Here is a 19,704-nt window from a genome sequence, read left to right on the forward strand (position 1 = left end):
CCGGCGCGTTAAGTCAGTCCGCGCCAGGCACCGCTCGGTTTCAAATCGAATATAAACAGACCCGCGTCCGTGAGATCGATGGGCCGGAAGAACACGGATGTGGCTGGCCCCTCCCTCGACGCGGCAGGATTGTACCACCTGGTACATTACAGAGTGAACATCTACAACTCATTTGTTACGGCGCAATAGCATTTTTGCTACAAAATGAGCCAGTCGTCACTCTGAATTCTCAGACGTTTTAAGCGTAGCTGAAAGCGGCGTCAGTGACCTGGCGGCTGGAAAAGGACGCGCTTGCGGGAGATAAGGCCATGTCCGTTCCGGCAAAAATAGTCCACCGCGCCGCAGGCTTTGAGCACCTCAAGCGGCTGATGACACTCCGGACAGCAGGGTTTTGCGGGGTAATGCGTACCGCAGGTAATACAGATAAATTCACCGTCACTGAGCGACAGCGGTTGCTGACATTTTTCGCAAATAACAGTCACTATTTTCTCCCTGCTCCGGTTTATTCAGAGCAAAAAAAAGAGGGCCAGATGGCCCTCTATTCTTAACGCTTGTTCTTTTTCATATGCGCCAGCAGACGCTTACGTTTACGCTGCTGCGTTGGTGTCAGCAGGTTACGTTTGCCTTCATAAGGGTTATCACCCTCTTTGAACTGAATACGAATTGGCGTTCCCATCACGTTGAGTGATTTACGGAAATAGTTCATCAGGTAGCGTTTGTAAGAATCGGGCAGATCCTTAACCTGATTACCGTGGATTACCACGATAGGCGGGTTATAGCCCCCCGCGTGCGCGTATTTGAGCTTAACGCGACGACTGCGTACCAGCGGTGGCTGGTGATCGTCTGCCGCCATGTTCATGATACGGGTCAGCAGCGAGGTGTTTACACGCTTCGTCGAACAGTCATAGGCTTCAGTGATCGACTCAAACAGATTGCCGACGCCGCTGCCGTGCAGCGCAGAGATAAAGTGGATGCGGGCGAAGTCGATAAAGCCCAGACGGTAGTCCAGTGTCTCTTTCACTTCATCACGCACTTCCTGCGACAGGCCATCCCATTTGTTGACCACAATCACCAGCGAACGACCACTGTTGAGAATGAAGCCAAGCAGCGACAGATCCTGATCGGAAATACCGGCATGGGCATCAATCACCAGCATCACCACGTTGGCATCTTCAATCGCCTGCAGCGTCTTGATCACCGAGAATTTCTCTACAGTGTCAGAGATTTTGGCACGCTTACGCACGCCCGCCGTGTCGATCAGAACGTATTCACGTCCATCACGCTCCATCGGAATATAGATGCTGTCGCGGGTGGTGCCCGGCATATCGTAGACCACCACGCGGTCTTCACCGAGAATACGGTTGGTAAGCGTTGACTTACCTACGTTAGGACGGCCAACAATCGCCAGTTTGATCGGCAGGCCCGTCGGGTCGAAGTTTTCTTCTTCCTCGGCGGCTTCCTGCTCAGCAATCTCGTCAGCTTCAAGCGCAGCCCAGTATGCCTGGTTCTCTTCTTCTTCCGTGAGCTCGACCGTCTCAACTTTGTCCATCCATGGCAGCAGTGCCTCTTCTATCAGGCTGCTCACACCACGACCATGCGATGCCGCAATGGCGTGGATCTCGCCCAGGCCCAGTGAATAGAAGTCCACAACCGCCTGATCAGGATCCATCCCGTCAGTTTTGTTGGCCACCAGGAAAGTCGCTTTCTGGCGGGAACGGAGATGCTTAGCGATTTGCTGATCGGCGGCCATCATGCCCGCACGCGCATCGACCATAAACAGCACGACATCCGCTTCTTCAATCGCCAGCAGTGACTGCTCGGCCATCCGCGTTTCAACACCCTCTTCGGTGCCGTCGATACCACCGGTATCAATAACAATAAATTCGCGCCCTTCCACTTCGGCGCGACCATATTTGCGATCGCGAGTCAGTCCAGGAAAATCCGCTACCAGCGCATCACGTGTGCGGGTTAAGCGGTTAAATAGCGTAGATTTTCCCACATTGGGACGCCCAACCAGCGCGACCACAGGTACCATAACAAAATGCCTCAATAAATAATTAATCGCCCGAATGGCGTGATTATAACGGCTCTGGCCGTCAAGTTCAGGCTTAAGGCGCAAAGAATACCATGCCTGACTAAAAACGAAACGGCCCCTGATTAAATCAGGAGCCGTCGGAACGGAGGATTTCACCTGCCAGACGTGTACCCGTTAACGGGTAATCGCATAAACCTCACCATCTTTCGACTGGATCAGCAGCTTATCGCTGGCGACCACCGGCTCGGTCTGGAAGCCTGAGCTATCCAGTTCCTGCTGCGCAACAAAACGACCATCCGTGGTGTTCAGCCAGTGCAGATAACCTTCGCTGTCGCCGACAACCAGATAGCCGTTGTAGAGCACCGGCGAAGTCAGGTTGCGATGCAGCAGATCGCTTTGACGCCAGATGGCGACACCGCCGTCAGCGTTAAGCGCAATCACACGATCGTCCTGATCGACCAGATAGATGCGGCCGGCATCCACAATCAGATCTTTCACACCGCCAATTTCGCGTTTCCACAAAATCTGGCCGGAACGCAGATCCAGTGCTGTCAGATTGCCGTTATACGCCAGCGCGTAAACCACGCCATTGACGATAACCGGAGTGGTATCGACATCGTTCAGACGATCGATCTCAGTGGCACCGCTGACCTGGGAAATACGCTGCTGCCAGACCAGTTGTCCCTGGTTCAGCACCACGGCACTGACACGACCATTGTCGCCACCGACAATCGCGCCACCAAAAGCGACAGCCGGAGCAGATTCACCGCGCAGAGACAACGCTGGCATATCCAGGTTAACGCTCCACTTCACGGCACCGCTGCTCTGATCCAGGCCCTGCAACATGCCGTTGCTGGTATGAACCAGCACCAGACCATCGCTGACTACCGGACGTGACAGTGCTTCACCGGCGACTTTCGTCTGCCACGCCAGGCTACCATCACTGCTGTTGAGGGCATAAACCTGGCCGCGTTCGCTGCCCACATAGACCCGATCGCCATCAGCCGTCAGGCCACCTGATAACATGGCTGAGCGATTTTTAGAGAAGAAGCCGGTTTTCTCAGAGAGATCGACTTTCCATTTTTCTTTACCGTCTGCGGCATCGAGCGCTTTGACGATACCAAAGCGGTCGGCAGCATAAACCGTATTATCCTGCCATGCAGGATGCAGATTTGAGTAGAAATCACCGACACCATCGCCTACCGAGGTGCTCCACACTTTCTGTGGCGTGAACTGATTTTCCACCTTCGGCAACGGGGCCATTTTTACTACATCTTCTTCGCCGCTAAACAGCGAACAACCGCTGAGCAAAGTGACTGAAATCAGTCCCGGCAGCAGGTATTTACGTAATTCCATGCGCTCTCTCTTGACTGGCTTAGCTTAAGTTATTCATCTTCATCTGCATCATTTGCTTCAATGCCGGAGAGGCGTCAGATTCAACCCCTTTACCCCAGGCATCGCGCGCGCCCTGCTTGTCGCCTTTGGTCAGCAGCGCTTCGCCGCGAATATCGGCCACAATGGCTGTCCAGCCATCACCCTTCACACCGTCAAGGGTTTTAAGCGCCGCATCCGCTTGATTCTGTTGCAGTTGAATGCGTGCCAGGCGCAGGTTAATCACCGCCTGCAGATTGGCATCTTTGGTATCTTTCAGTCCGTTTTGCAGCAGCGTCGCGGCTTTATCAAGCTGACCGGCGTCAACATACTGCTTCGCCAGATCCATCGCAGCCAGCGCACCGTAGGTGTTGCTGTTTTCACTGGCAAAACGGTTTACCGCTTCCAGCGTCTCCGGTTTGCCCGCCTGCATGGCGCTGGTGAGCTGCTGATACTGCGCTGATACTGTCTTCGCCGTATCGTCCTGATGACTGCTCCAGTAACGCCAGCCGCCCAGCGCAGCAATGCCGATCACCACGCCAATAGCTAACGCTTTGCCATTGTTGGCAAAAAAGTTGCGCAGCGCGTCGGTCTGCTCGTTCTCATTGCTATACACTTCCACGCAATCCCTCTCCTTTCTATGGTTGGTGCTGTGTCACGCTTACTGTAACAGCGAGCGCAAGACAGCAGCAGCCTCTGCCTGATCCAGCGTTTGCTGCTCGCCACGGCGCAGATCTTTAATCACGACCTGACCGGCTTTGACCTCGTCCTCGCCTAACACCAGTGCGACGCGAGCGCCCCACTTGTCAGCACGGGCAAACTGTTTCTTGAAGTTGCCGCCGCCAAAGTTGGTCATCAGCCTCAGTTCTGGCGCTTCATCACGCAATTTCTCAGCCAGCTGCATTGCTGCAGACTGCACGCCCTGACCTGAAGCGATAACATAGACATCCACATTGCTCGTCGGTTCAAATTCAGGATTAACCGCCTGAACCAGCAGCACCAGACGCTCCATGCCCATGGCAAAGCCAACGGCAGGTGTTGCGCGCCCACCGAGCTGCTCAACCAGGCCATCATAGCGACCGCCACCACATACCGTGCCCTGTGAACCCAGGCTATCGGTGACCCACTCAATCACGGTGCGATTGTAATAATCAAGACCGCGTACCAGACGCTGATTGACGGTGTAGCTAATCCCGGCGTCATCCAGCAGGGCACACAGGCCGCTGAAATGTTCGCGTGATTCGTCATCAAGATAGTCGCCAAGCTGTGGCGCATCATTCAGTAACTGCTGGATATCAGGATTTTTAGTGTCGAGAACGCGCATCGGATTGGTGTACATGCGGCGTTTACAATCCTCATCCAGCACCTCTTTGTGCTGTTCAAGGAAGGCGACCAGCGCGTCGCGGTAATGCGCGCGTGCTTCCAGCGAACCGATAGAGTTGAGTTCCAGACGAACGTGCTCAGAGATACCCAGGGCTTTCCACCAGCGGGCGTTCAGCATGATCAGTTCAGCATCGATGTCCGGTCCCTGCAGACCAAACACTTCCACGCCAATCTGGTAGAACTGACGATAGCGGCCTTTCTGCGGACGCTCATAGCGGAACATCGGGCCCATATACCACAGGCGCTGCTCCTGGTTGTAGAGTAAACCGTGTTCGATACCGGCTCGCACGCAACCTGCAGTGCCTTCCGGACGCAGCGTCAGGCTTTCACCGTTGCGGTCTTCGAAGGTATACATCTCTTTTTCAACCACGTCGGTGACTTCACCGATGGCGCGTTTAAACAGTGGGGTTTGTTCCACCAGCGGTAAGCGAATTTCGCTGTAACCGTAGCTCGCCAGCGTCTGCTTGAGAACGCCTTCAATCCGTTGCCAGAGGGCGGTATCCGCAGGCAGGTAGTCGTTCATCCCGCGAATCGCCTGAATATTCTTCGCCACGTTAGAATCTCTTAATGCAAAAAAACCTGTCCGGCATCATACCTTATGAGGATGAAACCGCACAGGTTCAGTCAAAAAAGTCACGCACGCAAACCGCGTACGCCATTATTTTTCCAGATGCTGCACATCAATACGGCGACTGGCATCCAGCATCGACGCTTTAGCACGAATGCGCGCTTCCAGCTGATCGATCATGTCATTGTTGTCGAGACGATCGCGCTGACGCACACCATCCTCGTAGAAACCACTCTTCTTGCTGCCGCCGGTCACGCCCAGCGTAGAGAGGGTCGCCTCGCCAGGTCCGTTGACCACGCAGCCGATAATGGAGACATCCATCGGGGTGATGAGGTCTTCCAGACGCTGCTCCAGCGCGTTGACCGTGCCGATAACATCGAACTCCTGACGTGAGCAGGTCGGACAAGCGATGAAGTTGATGCCACGAGAACGGATACGCAGTGACTTGAGGATATCGAAACCGACTTTGACTTCTTCTACCGGATCGGCGGCCAGCGAGATACGCAGCGTATCGCCGATCCCTTCTGACAGCAGCAGACCCAGTCCAATCGCCGATTTCACTGCGCCAGCCCGCGCGCCGCCCGCTTCGGTGATACCGAGATGCAGTGGCTGTTCAATCTGTTTCGCCAGCAGACGATAAGATTCAACCGCGAGGAAAACGTCAGAGGCTTTAACGCTGACTTTAAATTGATCGAAGTTAAGACGGTCGAGATGATCGACATGGCGCATGGCAGATTCCAGCAACGCCTGCGGCGTCGGCTCGCCATACTTTTCCTGCAGATCTTTCTCCAGCGAACCGGCGTTCACGCCGATTCGAATCGGAATATTGTTGTCGCGCGCGCAGTCGACCACCATACGGATGCGCTCATTGTTCCCGATATTACCGGGATTGATGCGCAGGCAGTCGACGCCATACTCGGCGACTTTCAGGGCGATGCGGTAGTCAAAATGAATATCTGCAACCAGCGGGACGTTTACCTGCTGTTTGATCAGCCTGAATGCTTCTGCGGCATCCATGGTAGGCACCGAGATACGAACGATGTCGACACCGACTCGCTCAAGGGCTTTGATCTGATTTACCGTCGCCTCCACGTCAGTGGTGCGGGTGTTGGTCATCGACTGGACAGCGATGGGTGCGCCGTCACCGACCGGCACCTTGCCGACGTAAATGCGTTTGGATTTACGACGGATAATGGGTGCTTCGTTATGCATATTTCTTCTCCACAATTGCCCGGTACGCGATACGCTGTTATTGCGCACCCAACGTCAGGCGAGCAACCTGGTTATTACGGATAAAACGACTTAAATCAACGGGCTGATTCTGATATTGCACCTGAACAGCGGAAGGCGCGCCAATTTTCAGACGATACGGAGGCGTTCCTGCGAGGCTGAGTTTACCACCACTGCGCTGAATGCCGCTGAACAGTTTTTTGCCGGTGGCATCGCTCACTTCCAGCCAGCAGTCGGCGTTAAAGGTCATCACCACCGCATTAGGGTCAGCAGCCGGTTCACTGACCGCCGCTGCACCTACTGGCATCTGAGGTGCCGTGCTGTTATTGGTATTCGTGTTCGCGGCCGCAGGTGCAGCCGCTGAGTTGTCCACGGGCGCCTGGCTCGGTGAAACCACGGCATTGCTGGTGGTATCCGGCTGTGCGGTGGTCGCGCTATTGCTGCCAGTGGCGGCCGGAGCCGCACTCGCTGGCGCACTGGCTGCGCTGTTGTCACTGGTGGTATTGCTTTCGTCAGGCGCGGCAGGTGCCGCGCTGTCACCGCTGGATTCACCCAGCGGAATCGACTGACCGCTATCACCGCTGCTGCTGTTCTGATCGGTCATCGGCACCAGATCATCCTGCGACTCTTTATGATTCTGCCACCACCAGGCACCGGTCAGACCCACCACCACAAACACCACCAGCCAGGTGAAAATCATCAACCAGCCGTCGCGTTTCTTGCGGCGTTTGCCCAGCGAGAAACTTTGCATCGGCTCGATCTTTGAAGCCCGAATCGGTGTCTGTTTCGCCATCATCGGCAGCAGTTCCTCTTCAGGAATGTGCACCAGACGCGCGTAGGAGCGAATGTATCCGCGCAGGAACGTGGAGGCCAGATCGGCAGGCGATTTGTCTTCCTCGATATCACGCACGGTAGAAAGTTTCAGGCACAGGCGTTCAGCGACGTTCTGCTGCGTCAGCCCCATCTGCTCACGGGCCAGACGCAGGCGTTCACCTGTTGAATGTAATGCAGAGTTTTCTTGAGTGGCTTCAGTATTCATTAGCTAAATAACGCTGGTACTGTATCGATTGCGGAAAACGTCGCGCTAACTGGTCGCCATAACGTGAAACGTCAGCGGCATCTCCCTGTAGCGCGGCGAAACGTAAGTGTAACGCCAGACTTCGTGCCGTTGCGGGCAGCTGTTGCTGGTAAACATCAAGCAAAACCTGCACCTTCGCCAGATGGTTATCTGCCATCTGCTTTTCAGCTTCCGACAGCAGCGAATCAGCTTTGCGTCTGTCAGCCTCAATGGCCTGGCGTAGTGTCCTGCGGGCAGCGGCAATATCGCCAGCCTGCAGATAACAAAACCCTGCCAGTTCAAGCGCGTCATTGCGTGCATCAAACTGCGGTGCTGCGCTTGCCCGACTAAACTGTTGATGCGCTTCGCCATACTGCCTTAAAGCGCAGAGAAACGCACCGTAATTGTTAGCAACAAAACCATTATCCGGGGCCTGCTGCTGTGCCAGTATAAACCGTGCCTGCGCCGCTGTCTGATTACCCTGCTTCTGCGCCAGTCGAGCCAGCGCAAGCGAGACCCGGTAATCCTCTGGCGCGGCGGCCTGTGCCCGCAGAAAGTTTCGCTCAGCTGCGGCATAGTCGCCACCCGCCAGATAGTGCATCCCTAACTGCAAACGCACCTCTTCTGCTCCGGGTTCGTGATGCTGGCTGACACACCCGCTTACAACAAACAGCGCCAGTAAAACTGCAGGTAATCCGTTACGCATAATCGTTTCCATCCGGTTGACGTTGACAGGCTGCAGCCTGCCACGCGTCATCACTTCAGGAAACGCTCTGAGTCACTCTTTTAGAGAGCCTTCACAGAGATGGCTTCACCCGCCATTTTTTTACGCATCGTACGCTTGGTACGGTCGATCACCTCACCGGCTAACTGACCACAGGCGGCATCGATATCGTCGCCACGGGTTTTACGCACGATGGTCGTAAAACCATAGTCCATCAGGACTTTGGAGAAACGATCGATGCGGCTATTGGAGCTACGGCCATAAGGCGCGCCCGGGAAGGGGTTCCAGGGGATCAGGTTGATTTTACACGGTGTTTCTTTCAGTAATGCGGCGAGTTCATGCGCATCATCTGTGCTGTCATTGACGTGATCCAGCAACACATACTCAATGGTCACGCGTCCCTGATTGGCGTTGGATTTGCCAATGTAGCGTTTCACCGCCGCCAGGAAGGTTTCGATATTGTACTTTTTGTTGATCGGGACAATATCATCACGCAACTTATCGTTAGGCGCGTGCAGGGAAATCGCCAGCGCGACGTCGATCATATCGCCCAGTTTATCCAGCGCGGGCACAACACCCGAAGTGGAGAGGGTCACGCGACGCTTCGACAGACCAAAACCGAAGTCATCCAGCATGATCTCCATCGCCGGGACCACGTTATTGAGGTTGAGCAGCGGCTCGCCCATGCCCATCATCACCACGTTGGTGATAGGACGCTGGCCGGTGATTTTCGCTGCGCCGACAATTTTTGCCGCGCGCCACACCTGACCAATAATTTCTGACACCCGCAGGTTACGGTTAAAGCCCTGCTGTGCGGTCGAACAGAATTTACACTCCAGCGCACAACCCACCTGTGAAGAGACACAGAGCGTGGCGCGGTCCCCTTCCGGGATATAGACCGTTTCCACCAGCTGGTCGCCCACGCGAATGGCCCATTTGATGGTGCCGTCGGTAGAGCGCATCTCTTCTGCCACTTCTGGCGCACGGATCTCCGTCAGCTCCATCAGCCGGTTACGCAGCTTTTTGTTGATGTCGGTCATCTGCTCGAAGTCATCGCAGCAGTAGTGATAAATCCACTTCATGACCTGATCGGCGCGGAAAGGCTTTTCGCCCAGCGACAGGAAGAATTCGCGCATCTGCTGACGGTTGAGATCCAGCAGGTTTATTTTCTGGCTTTTGGGGGAGACGACAATAGGGGATGCGGACGCGGACGCGGACGTCACAATCTGTTCGGACATAATATTCTCTGGCCTCGTTGTTACACGTTATGGCGCTGTTCAGGGATAGGTGAAAAAAATTGCGCCTTCATTAAGCTAAGTAAATGAAGGCGCAATATTGTACAACATCTGCAGCCTGATAACAGGCGGGAGTGACCTCCCCTACGCAGATTTTTGTAAAGCCGACGTAACGTTTATCGCCAGGCGATTAACGGGTACGTGGGCAGATCTCGTTTTCGCCAAAGAAATAAGCGATTTCGCGGGCAGCGGATTCAGCAGAATCTGAACCGTGCGTGGCGTTTTCGGTGAAGCTGTCAGCGTAGTCAGCACGCAGTGTGCCAGCCAGTGCGTTTGCCGGGTTAGTGGCACCCATCAGGTCACGGTGACGCTGAACGGCATTTTCACCTTCCAGCACGGAAACAACAACCGGGCCAGAGGTCATGAATTCAACCAGACCATCGAAGAATGGCTTGCCCTGGTGCTCAGCGTAAAAACCTTCAGCCTGCTCTTTGCTCAGCTGCAGCATTTTTGCGCCAACGATTTTGAAGCCAGCGCTTTCAAAACGGTTGTAGATAGCACCAATCACATTTTTAGCGACGGCGTTTGGCTTGATGATAGAAAAAGTACGTTCGATTGCCATGATGACCTCTGTCTTGACGTTCTGAAGAAACCGGTGGCGTCCGCCCCGGTTAAGAAACGGCGCCGATTATAGGGGCTGAGTCCGGCATTGCCTATCAGAGATCCCTAATTTGATGAAAAATCTTGATCTGAGTCGAAGCAGACGCGCCATAGTTATGATTTAGCGCAAAAAATCGTCAGCCCCGGCTGAAGGTGACCGAGACAAGTTGCCCCTCTTCATCCATCACCACCAGCTGATACTCGCCCGGATGATCGAGCTGCAGCGACAGGCTGTCCGCGGCGTTCTGCGTCATCAGAGGCTCACCATTCAGGAACCACCAGCGCTGCGCGCCCTGCCCTCCCTGCACCGCGACCGGCATTGTCAGCGCGCTCCTGCCCGGCAGCGGTCTGACAATTTGCCCCTCAATCACGCCGGTAACGATCAGCGGTGCGCTGCTGCCCTGCTGTAACGGCGGACACCGGGCATCGACAGGGGGCAGACGTTGCGCCCGCCGCTCCTGAGGCGGCAGCCAGGCCTCCAGCGGCAGCGGCCAGACCAGCCGTTCATGGCGGGTGGCGCCGGGGCAGTCTGCTGCGACGCGCAGTCCCTGCGCATTCTGCCAGTAGCCCAGGCGTAATCCGCTGAGGCTCTCCTGACCGGGAGCCAGCAATGTAGGCGGCAGCGTGTCGGCGGCAACCCAGCTTTGCCGCCGCTGGCGACAGTTTTCGTCTCCGGCGGGCAACGGCTGACCGCCAGGCCAGCAAATGGTCGCCACCGTCACCGAGGCCGGGCGCGGATCGCCCGGAACGTCACGTCTGCCAAGGCGACTCATCAGCAGGCTGTTGATCTGATTCATGACGGGCACGGCAGAGGCAAAACCAAACTGCCCGGCAACCGGCGTCGCATCCGGTCTTCCGACCCAGACGCCAATCAGATAACGGGGATTGATCCCCACCGACCAGGCGTCGCGGTAGCCATAACTGGTGCCGGTTTTCCAGGCCAGTGGCACCACATCGGGTACGCTGCCATTGCCCGCGGGCTGCGCTTCCCCGGCTAGGATACGCCGGATGATCCACGCCGACTCAGGCGAAAGCAGCGGCCGCTGCTGTAAGGGTTGATCGGGCATCCAGCGCAGCTGGCCGGCGTTGCCGTGGCGGGCAAAGGCGCTGTAGGCTGCCACGATCTCATCCATGCGCGCTCCGGTGCCGCCGAGAATCAGGGAAAGATTAGGTTCAGCGCCGGGGGGAAAACGTAAGTTCAGACCGACATTGCGCAGGCGCGCTGCAACGTTTTTCGGTCCCAGCGCCTCCAGAAGCTGCACCGCAGGCAGATTCAGCGACCGCACCAGTGCGTCACTGGCGCTGACCGGCCCGTGAAATCCGGTATCGAAGTTGCCTGGCCGGTAATCACCAAAGCGACGCGGCACATCCTGCAGCAGTGATTCAGCATGAATCAGCCCCTCATCTAGCGCCATGCCGTAAATAAAGGGTTTTAACACCGAGCCTGGCGAACGCACGCTGGCGATCATATCCACATGGCCAAAACGGCTGTCATCGGTAAAGTCAGCCGAGCCGACGTAGCCGCGAACCGCCATGGTGGTGTGATCCACCACCAGCATCGCTAGCGAGGTGCGTGGTGGAAGCTGATTTTTAACATTCAGCGCCAGGCTTTCCAGTTCGCGCTGCAGTGAGGGGTCAAGCGTAGAGACAATCTTATCGCTGTGGCTGATCGACAGCAGCCGCCGGGCCAGCAGCGGCGCCATCTGTGGCATCTGGCGCGGCGGCAGCCACACCGGCTCCTGACGGATTTCCGCCACCTGTTCAGCGGACCAGATGCGGTATTCCGCCAGCCGATCCAGCACTTTGTTGCGTGCGGCTTCTGCCCGCTCCGGCCAGCGATCGGGTCGCAGACGGCTCGGTGCCTGCGGCAAAACGGCCAGCAGCGCCGCCTCGCCCGGCGTCAGCTGTGACGGGGCTTTTCCCAGCCAGCTCCAGCTTGCCGCGCCCACTCCTTCCAGCGTGCCGCCAAAGGGCGCACGGTTAAGATAGAGCGTCAGGATGTCACGTTTGGAAAGATGCCACTCCAGCTGCAGCGCCCGCCACGCCTGAATCAGCTTGCCGCGCAGCGTCCGGGGTTGCGGGTCGATAAGGCGTGCCACCTGCATGGTCAGCGTGCTGCCTCCGGAAATCACGCTCTGATGGCGCAGATCCTGCCAGGCGGCGCGCAGCAGAGCCAGGGGATTGATGCCGGGGTGATACCAGAACCAGCGATCTTCGTAGGTCAGCAGCGCCTGCAGATAGGCCGGAGCCACCTCCTCTGGCGTGACCGGATAGCGCCAGATCCCCTTGCTGTCAGCAAAGCGCCACAATGGTGTACCGTCGCTGGCAACAACCACCCGCGCAGGCTGCACCTGTTTAAGCGGCAACGGGAAAAGCCGATCCAGCCCCCATATAGCCAGCCACAGCGCCATAAAAAAAAGCGGCAGCGCGAGCCACCACTTTTTGATGCTGCTGACGTTTACCACGCGTCGCGTCACTTACTGAATATGCAGCTGCGACGGCGTGCTGCCGGTGGCGCGCCACTCCGGCACATACATCGACTCGACCTGCGGTGGTGGCATCAGATAGCGCCCCGGTGTGACCGCCCGCGCCAGGTAGACCAGCGTCGCGGGACGATAAGTATCCACCGCCAGTGCCGCCACAAAGCGATCGTCACGGAACTCAATGTGTCTGATGTCAGCCTGCTGCATGTCACCCATGCTCTCCTTCAGCGTATCCGCACTGTCGCCGAGGCTGGCGCTGCTGTCAGCCAGGTTCTGGTTTTCCAGCTCCAGACCGGCAGGCAGCAGATCCACCACCAGCGCATCGGTGATGCTGCGCTTCGACGAAACGGTCAGACGCACCACCAGCAACTCGCCGCTGCGCAGATTGCTGAGATCGGCGGCTTTGCCATCCAGCGTAAAGTATTCACGTTTTATCCCGAGCACATTGCTCTCCGGCTGCGGCGCGGCCAGCGGATAACCGGTGACATCCAGACGACCATACAGCGGCGCACTGCCCGGATTACTGATGGCTAAGCCCTGCAACAGTCGTTCAGCCCCCAGCCCTTTATTCAGTGGCGCATCACCCTGCAGAGGCTGTGCATTGCCCGACAGTTGCGCCTGCCAGCTTCCGCCCTGCGCACGCTGCAGCGTATGCGCCGCTAAATAGAGCGCGTTATTCTCCTGAGTCGAGAACCAGCGCTTGCCGTTGACCTCTTTTGACAGCGACAGCAGCAGACTATTCTGTAGATCGGGCTGCAGCTTATTCTCTGCTAACAGGGATATCATCATCCCCTCATCGCGCACCGTGCTGCCATAGTCGCCATACCACTCTTTATCTGAGCGCGTCAGACTGGCACCCTGCATGATCGCAAGCGATGCGCGCTGCCCGTCACCCATCAGCTTCAGCGCCACGCCAAGCTGCATCAGCGCCAGACCGGAGCGGGCCTTCTCACGCTTTTCATACAAGGCGCGCAGCGCCCCCAGCGGCGCACGCTGCTGACGCGCCAGCACCAGTCCGGCGTAAGCCTGCACGCTGAACTGCAGCGCGGCGTTGTTATCACTGCCGCCGCCGCTGATCTGCGCGGGATCCTGCAGATAGCGCAGCAGCCGTGCGTTAGCGCGATCAACGATATTATCCGGCAGCGCATAGCCCGCCTCGCTGGCGCGAAGCAGGAAATCGGTCACGTAAGGCGTCAGCCAGAACTCCTCCTCACTCTGCTTGTCCCACAGCCCGAAGCTACCGTTGGCCCGCTGCATGCCCGCCAGACGGGCAATGCCGGTGTCGACGGCGGCCCGGCGCGCCTCATCACTGCTGGTTTTTATCCCCATCGCGGTCAGCTCGGCATGGCTGGTGTAGAGCGACGGCCAGAGGCCGCTGGTGGTCTGTTCCAGACAGCCGTAGGGATAGGCGTAAAGCGCACTGATATAGCTGGCGATATTGAGCGGCGGACGATTGCTCAGCGTCAGCTGTCCACTCAGGGTCTGAGCATCCAGGCCGGTAAACGCGGTTGCCGCGACCTGCCAGGGCTGATCGGAATTGATGACGGCATCGAAATTCAGCGTCCGGGCCGGATAAGGTGGTCTGACGCCGATTTTCCACTGCTGTTTGCTGGGCTTCACCTGCTCGCCCGGCAGGTTCAGACCGGAAATCTGCACGGCAACCTCGCCATCACCAAAGCCGGTTTTCGCCATGACCGGAATCTGAAGTGTGGTACGCGCGCCTTTGGCCAGCGTCACACTCTGGCTGGCAGCCCCGGCCAGATCCACTAAGCCACTGCTGCTCAGATCCACCTTCAGAGTTTGCGGCAGATCGGTCAGGTTAGTGAGATCCAGCGCCAGTGAGGCTGTATCGCCGCTGGCAAGGAAGCGCGGGGTGGCCAGTTCGCTGATCAGCGGCGCCGCGACCACCAGTTTGCGCTCTGCCGCGCCGAAGCTGTCGTCGCTCCAGGCCTGAGTCATCAGCCGCAGTTCGCCGTTAAAGGCCGGGATCGGCAGCGTAATCGATCCGTTGCCCTCTTTATCCAGTGTGACTGCCTGTAACTGCTGCGCCACGATATTGACGTGCGTCACCGGCTTTTTGCCGCCGCGCGTCATCGATTCATCCTCGCCATCACCACCAAAACGCAGCGCCGCGAGCCGGCCACCGCCTTCGATCAGCTGGCCAAAGACGTCGTACTGATCGACGTTGTAGCGTTTACGGCCAAAGAAAGCCTGCCACGGATCGGGCGTTTTAAAATCCGTCACGCTCAGAACGCCGCTGTCCACCGCTGACAGCAGTACATTCACTTTTTCAGGCAGCGGGCCGCCATCACGACTGGCGTGGACTTTTACCGTCAGGCGTTGCTCAGGACGGATTTTATCGGGCGCATCCAGCGTCAGATTTAAGCGGCGCGCCTCCGTCGCCATCGGCAGATGCAACAGCCCCACCGCGCGTTTTGGCGTTGCGCCACTGACCTTATCGCCGTCTCGCACCACGATGGCGCTGAAGTAGAGATCGTGACGCTGCCAGCTCTCAGCAACAGGGACATCCACCGTTGTGCCGCCCTTTGGTACGGTCAGTGGCTGCCACCAGAGCGTGCCGCTGCTCGACTCCACCATCAGGTAACCTTTACCGGCCGCCGGTGACTCAACCTGCAGATGCACGGTGTCGCCCGGCTGGTAAGCCGCTTTGTCCAGCTTCAGTCTGACCTGATCCGGGCGCAATGCCCCCGTGCCGTTGGTGTTATCCTGCCAGTCATAACCGGCCTGGAACCGCACGCTGCTGACGATTTTCTCGCCCGCCTGCACTTCCAGCCGGTAGTGGCCCCACTCGACCGGGAAGCTGACTTTGGTGCTGCCATCAGCCGGGACAGAGATGGCGCGTTCATCTTCCTGCAGATCCTTGTCGCTATACTGCGACTGCCAGCCTTCGCTGTCAGAGAAGCTCCAGTAGTAATCATGGCGTTCACGGATCAGGCGAACATCCAGCTTCTCTGCCGCCAGTTTTTTGCCCTGACTGTTGGCATAGACAATGTCGAATTCGGCCAGGCTCTGTTCCGGCACCGTCGGCTCATCGTGATAGCTGTCACTGCGGTAGTCATAAACCGCCTTGTTACCAAACAGCGGCCGGATACCCGGCAGCGCTTCAGCGGGCCAGATGGCCTGGGTGGCACGACGGGTGACCGGACGTCCGCCTGTCTCCAGCAGGCTGGCCTGCAGGATCAGATTGAGCGGGGAGTGGAGCTGATCCCACTGATTTTCTACCGTGAGTTGTGCTTTACCGCTGGCGTCGAGCTTGAGATCCACCTCATCCAGCGTGCGCTTTAACCCCTCTTCGGTGATGTCACCAAACTGGTAGCCTGGCAGTGCAGTCACCGCCTCGCGTGCCGGTCGCAGATAGAGTTGACCCTGTAGCGTGTTACCTGCTGCTGGGGCGCCATAGAGATAGCGCCCCTCAATACCGAACTCAACACTGGCATCAGCGGCCTGTGGCTGAGGGTCATTTTTCAGGGTTAACGCCATACGCTCCGGCAGAAAATCTTCGACGTGAAACTTCCACTCTCGCTTGAGGTTATCGCCGGTATTCAGTCGCAACATCCAGTCGCCGGTCATGGCCGATGCGGACAGCGCCAGTCGCTGCTGGTAGAATCCCGCTTCAGGCTGCCAGACAAAAGTCCGCATCACCTGGCCATCGGGCTGCACCAGCTCCGCTTTGATCGGCTGCGCGGGCAAGGGGTGTCCGTCGGCATCGCGAAGCAGCGCATTCACGATGACCGTTTCGCCAGGACGATAGATATCGCGCGGACCAAAAACAAACAGCTGTTTGTCATAGCCCTGCGGCCCCGCGACCGGGAATTCAGCGAGATCCAGCGCCGGACGCGCCAGGTCGATCATTGAGGTCTGTTCTCCCTGAATTGCCAGCAGGAGCTTGCCTTTTTCATCCGCCTTGAGGCTCAGATGACCGGTGCTGTCACTGGTTCCGCTTTGCAGCACCTGCCCCTTCTCATCCAGTAACCTGACGCTGACCCCGGAAAGCGGCTGACCGTCTGCCAGACTCTGGGCGAACAGTTCGAACCGGGTCGGGAAGCGATGCAGTGACAGGCCAATATCGCTGAGGGTGAAAAGCGTGGCGGGCTGGCTGTAGCGATAAGTACCGGCCTGCTTCATCACCGCCAGATAGACGCCCGGCTGCTGAAGTGCGGTAATGTCACGCATCGGCAGCTGCAATTTTTCACGCGTGTTACGCGCCGGGTTGAGCTCAAAGCGTCCGCTATAAACCAGCTGGCTGCTTTTCAGCAGCTCCTGCGACTGCCAGCTTGAGAGGTTGTTGCCGTAATTCCACTGCGAGAGAAATTCCGCCAGGCCGGCATTCTTTATCCGGAAGAAATCGACATCGACCTGGTCAACATTCAGCGCCAGCACCGGCAGTCCCTGGGTGATACGCAGCGGCAGCAGTGAACCGCGACTGGCAAAGCCCACCATCGGCTGGATATCACGGGTGGCGATTTTCTGACTGTAATCGGCGGCAAGCGTCTCTCCGCTGGCCGCGCGCAGTCCCGCATCCACCGTGACGGTGAAGTGACGCGACGGCTCGGGATGGCGGAAGCGCAACGTTTTGCGGTTAGCAGAAAGCTCCCAGCCGCCATCCACCCGGCCCTGTTTATCGTCGGTCAGCCTGACTTTTTGCGCGATATCCTGTTTATCATCAAGCGGCTGACTGAAGGTTAAGACCAGCGCAGCGGCATTATCGATCTGCAGTTCCGAGAGATCGATAATCGTCAGCGGTTTGCTGACCTGGGAGGTTGCGGGTGCTTCTGCCGCCTGGAGAGGCAAAACAGGTAACAGGGTCGCTGACAGCAGCGAGCCACCGATCAGCATGCTGAGCAGCAGCCGGGTATTGCGTTTCTTCATGGTAGTTCCTTCACCGGGACGCAGGGAGTGTCGTTTGATTACGCAGCGCAATTTCATATCAATGCTCGCATTTAATCAACGCTTCTCTTGAGATGGTGCGCACATTCCCTGACACTGGTATGACAGATTGCTGAGATGAGGTTGTTATGACGACGCCACTGTTTGTGTCCGCCGACTGGTTACAAGAGCACTACAACGATGAGCGGCTTCAGGTGCTGGATGCACGGTTGTTGCCACCCGGTATGGAAGCGGTTCGCGATATCCAGGCCGAATATCTGGCGGGTCATTTACCCGACGCCCCTTACTTCGATATTGAAGCGCTTTCCGATCACACCAGCCCTTACCCCCATATGCTGCCCCGCGCCGAAAGTTTTGCCGTCGCGATGCGTGAACTGGGTGTCAGCAGTGATAAGCACCTGGTGGTGTATGACGAGGGTAATCTCTTTTCTGCGCCACGCGCCTGGTGGATGCTGAAAACCTTTGGTGTGGCTCAGGTGTCGATTCTGGCCGGGGGCTTGCAGGGCTGGAAAGAAGCCGGTTTTGCGCTGGCAACCGGCGAAGTGAATCTGCCGGAAGGTGAGTTTGAGGCCCACGCAGATGAAAGCCGGGTGAAGCGCCTGACGGACGTACTGCTGATCAGCCATGAAGGCGGCGCACAGATTATTGATGCGCGTCCTGCCAATCGCTTTAACGCCGAAGTGGATGAACCACGTCCCGGATTGCATCGTGGCCATATTCCCAACAGCCTGAACGTGCCGTGGAACAGCCTGGTTGAACAGGGAAAACTCAAGCCGGAGGCGGAACTTCAGACGCTGTTTGCCGATGCGGGCGTCGATATTACCCAACCGGTGGTCGCCAGCTGTGGCTCAGGCGTGACGGCGGTGGTGGTGATTCTGGCGCTGACGGCGCTGGGCGCACGGGATGTCACACTGTATGACGGATCCTGGGGCGAATGGGGCAGTCGCGACGACTTACCTATCGCGAAATAAAAAACAGGCGGCCCATGAGCCGCCTGTTTTTTTAATAATATCGGATTCGATCAGCTGTAAGAACGAGGTAGCACAGGAAACAGGGTCAGATCGGAAAGTCGCTAAAGCCACTCCCTGGCCGCTCGGCCCGCGCCGTCCATGGCGCGGGACGCTTTCCTCCTCTGACCCTGTTCCCTGCGCGTTAAGCTTATTCGTTGCGGCCAGACTCCCCCTGATTCGGGATATCAGCTATATGAGGCGGCTCGTGAGCCGCCTGTTTACTTTGTTGTCTCAGATAATCCGCTCACTGCCCTTGAAGTCGCGCAGGAAACTGCCCCAGCGACGCTCGTAGAATGGCGTGATGTGGGCGGTAAAGAAGTGGCTGATGCCGCGATCGTTCAGCGTCACCTCACAGATATCAACCGGCGCATCGTCCGGCAGCGTATCGGTTGCCACGCTGCCCGCCGCCTGAATGATCGTCTCAATGTTGCTGTCCGCTTCAATGCCAATCAGCAGATTGGGCGCTTCGTCAGCCCGCTCACGGATACTGGCGATAAACGCGCGACGCACCTGCTTATGCTTGCTGAAGAGCTGAGTCAGTGAGTCGATCATCTGGGCAGGGGGTTCAGCCACCTCAGACAGCAATAGTGACTGTCCGCCTTCCAGCACGGTTTGCTGGCTTAGTGCACTGCCCTCTTCAGCCAGCAGATGGGTGATCTCGGCCGCAGTAAACTCTTTACCGGAAGGCAGTTTGGGATTGAGAAACAGCGTCTCGCCACGTGTAATCTCAAACAGCGTTCGTACCGGCAGACGCAGCCAGGACTGCTCACCGCTCACCGCTTCACTCATCGCCTCTTCTGACGTGAAAAAAGGAATTATGCTGCTGCCATCCTCTTTTTCCCAGTGCTGCAGATCAACGGGCGTGCTGGCATCAAGCTGTTGCGTGGTGCTTTCACCTGGCACCCACGCATCAGATTCCAGCAGCAGCTGAAAAAATTCGGGCCGATGGGCAGGCTCAGTGGCCGCCAGCTTCAGCACCTCTTCAAGACGATTCATAGTTTTCCTCTGAACAGCGGCGGCATCAGCCACCGCTGAGATCG

Annotated in this window: 14 protein-coding genes; 1 reads left to right on the forward strand and 13 read right to left on the reverse strand. The window is 57.4% G+C overall.

Annotation, left to right across the window (positions count from 1 at the left end; all coding sequences use genetic code 11):
* Nucleotides 1-260: 260 nt before the first annotated feature.
* From AC6I8B_RS14375 to AC6I8B_RS14430, 12 genes are all read right to left on the reverse strand, one after another.
* Nucleotides 261-482 carry a zinc ribbon domain-containing protein gene (locus AC6I8B_RS14375; protein WP_416046258.1) on the reverse strand — a complete coding sequence of 74 codons (222 nt, stop codon included), beginning with the start codon at nucleotides 480-482 and terminating at the stop codon, nucleotides 261-263.
* Between the two features lie 62 nt (nucleotides 483-544).
* Nucleotides 545-2,035, reverse strand: a complete 1,491-nt coding sequence (gene der, locus AC6I8B_RS14380) for a ribosome biogenesis GTPase Der (RefSeq protein WP_010257536.1) — start codon at nucleotides 2,033-2,035, stop codon at nucleotides 545-547.
* Nucleotides 2,036-2,209: 174 nt separating this feature from the next.
* Complete coding sequence (gene bamB, locus AC6I8B_RS14385) at nucleotides 2,210-3,391, reverse strand: outer membrane protein assembly factor BamB (protein ID WP_010257539.1); 1,182 nt, start codon at nucleotides 3,389-3,391, stop codon at nucleotides 2,210-2,212.
* A 19-nt stretch (nucleotides 3,392-3,410) separates the two neighbouring features.
* Complete coding sequence (locus AC6I8B_RS14390) at nucleotides 3,411-4,028, reverse strand: YfgM family protein (RefSeq protein ID WP_332837856.1); 618 nt, start codon at nucleotides 4,026-4,028, stop codon at nucleotides 3,411-3,413.
* Between the two features lie 39 nt (nucleotides 4,029-4,067).
* Nucleotides 4,068-5,342: a histidine--tRNA ligase gene (gene hisS / locus AC6I8B_RS14395; protein WP_010257545.1), complete on the reverse strand. Its 1,275-nt coding sequence runs from the start codon at nucleotides 5,340-5,342 to the stop codon at nucleotides 4,068-4,070.
* 105 nt (nucleotides 5,343-5,447) lie between these two features.
* Nucleotides 5,448-6,569 carry a flavodoxin-dependent (E)-4-hydroxy-3-methylbut-2-enyl-diphosphate synthase gene (gene ispG, locus AC6I8B_RS14400; protein ID WP_003848692.1) on the reverse strand — a complete coding sequence of 374 codons (1,122 nt, stop codon included), beginning with the start codon at nucleotides 6,567-6,569 and terminating at the stop codon, nucleotides 5,448-5,450.
* A gap of 37 nt (nucleotides 6,570-6,606) precedes the next feature.
* Nucleotides 6,607-7,626, reverse strand: a complete 1,020-nt coding sequence (rodZ, locus tag AC6I8B_RS14405; RefSeq protein ID WP_033758630.1) for a cytoskeleton protein RodZ — start codon at nucleotides 7,624-7,626, stop codon at nucleotides 6,607-6,609.
* Nucleotides 7,616-8,350 carry a type IV pilus biogenesis/stability protein PilW gene (gene pilW, locus AC6I8B_RS14410; RefSeq protein WP_029519436.1) on the reverse strand — a complete coding sequence of 245 codons (735 nt, stop codon included), beginning with the start codon at nucleotides 8,348-8,350 and terminating at the stop codon, nucleotides 7,616-7,618. The genes rodZ and pilW overlap by 11 nt, the downstream gene beginning before the upstream one ends.
* Before the next feature lie 80 nt (nucleotides 8,351-8,430).
* Entirely contained in the window at nucleotides 8,431-9,606 is a 1,176-nt protein-coding gene (gene rlmN / locus AC6I8B_RS14415) for a dual-specificity RNA methyltransferase RlmN (protein WP_157352758.1), read from the reverse strand.
* 187 nt (nucleotides 9,607-9,793) lie between these two features.
* On the reverse strand, nucleotides 9,794-10,225 hold the full coding sequence (gene ndk, locus AC6I8B_RS14420) for a nucleoside-diphosphate kinase (protein ID WP_003848684.1): 432 nt from the start codon (nucleotides 10,223-10,225) through the stop codon (nucleotides 9,794-9,796).
* Between the two features lie 175 nt (nucleotides 10,226-10,400).
* Entirely contained in the window at nucleotides 10,401-12,674 is a 2,274-nt protein-coding gene (gene pbpC, locus AC6I8B_RS14425) for a peptidoglycan glycosyltransferase PbpC (RefSeq protein WP_232526452.1), read from the reverse strand.
* Nucleotides 12,675-12,740: 66 nt separating this feature from the next.
* Entirely contained in the window at nucleotides 12,741-17,636 is a 4,896-nt protein-coding gene (locus AC6I8B_RS14430; protein WP_497816363.1) for an alpha-2-macroglobulin family protein, read from the reverse strand.
* 146 nt (nucleotides 17,637-17,782) lie between these two features.
* Between AC6I8B_RS14430 and sseA the strand changes: the two genes are divergently transcribed.
* Nucleotides 17,783-18,625 (forward strand): 3-mercaptopyruvate sulfurtransferase, encoded by an 843-nt coding sequence (gene sseA, locus AC6I8B_RS14435; protein WP_010257579.1) that lies wholly within the window; start codon nucleotides 17,783-17,785, stop codon nucleotides 18,623-18,625.
* 270 nt (nucleotides 18,626-18,895) lie between these two features.
* Here sseA and sseB read toward each other — a convergent pair whose 3' ends face one another.
* Nucleotides 18,896-19,660, reverse strand: coding sequence for an enhanced serine sensitivity protein SseB (gene sseB / locus AC6I8B_RS14440; RefSeq protein WP_010257582.1), 765 nt, complete (start codon nucleotides 19,658-19,660; stop codon nucleotides 18,896-18,898).
* Between the last annotated feature and the right edge of the window lie 44 nt (nucleotides 19,661-19,704).

It is taken from the genome of Pantoea sp. X-Soil-ISGK-285, assembly GCF_059730815.1.